This is a genomic window from Cobetia sp. SIMBA_158 (assembly GCF_046566945.1).
GTDB lineage: Bacteria > Pseudomonadota > Gammaproteobacteria > Pseudomonadales > Halomonadaceae > Cobetia > Cobetia amphilecti.
Map to the genome: position 1 here is coordinate 1 of NZ_JAWJYL010000086.1, position 397 is coordinate 397.

Consider the following 397-nt stretch of genomic DNA (forward strand, 5'->3'; position numbering starts at 1 on the left):
GCTTGGCATTGATGTAAAAGCAGAGGAAGAAACTGAAAGGATCGGCTTAATTACTCATATTAAAACGTTGATCGAAGGTAACGAGCAGGCAGTTCGAATGATTGAGGAATTTCAGATCAAAGCCAATAAAAAACTTGATCAATGGAATATTAAACTGGCATCCGCCGCACTTGATAGATTACAAGTTTTAAAGACTAAGGAGGAAAAATAATGTTTACAGTAGACCACAGCAAAGGCGAATCATTTGAACCAATTAAACCAGGAGAATACGAGGTAACAGTCATCAATTTTGAAGAAAAAACAGCAGCATCGGGAAATAAGCGACTTGTGGTAGATTATGAAATTCGTTCAGATGTTGAACAGCCTTGTCAGGGACAGAAAATCTTATACGATAACT

2 protein-coding genes are annotated in these 397 nt (G+C 37.3%); both read left to right on the forward strand.

Annotated elements, in window-relative coordinates:
• Window positions 1-211: hypothetical protein (locus tag R2R70_RS19090; protein ID WP_410978762.1), on the forward strand; the 211-nt coding region annotated here is incomplete at its 5' end.
• The coding region (locus R2R70_RS19095; RefSeq protein WP_410978763.1) for a DUF669 domain-containing protein at window positions 211-397 on the forward strand (187 nt) is incomplete at its 3' end. The genes R2R70_RS19090 and R2R70_RS19095, both read left to right, overlap by 1 nt.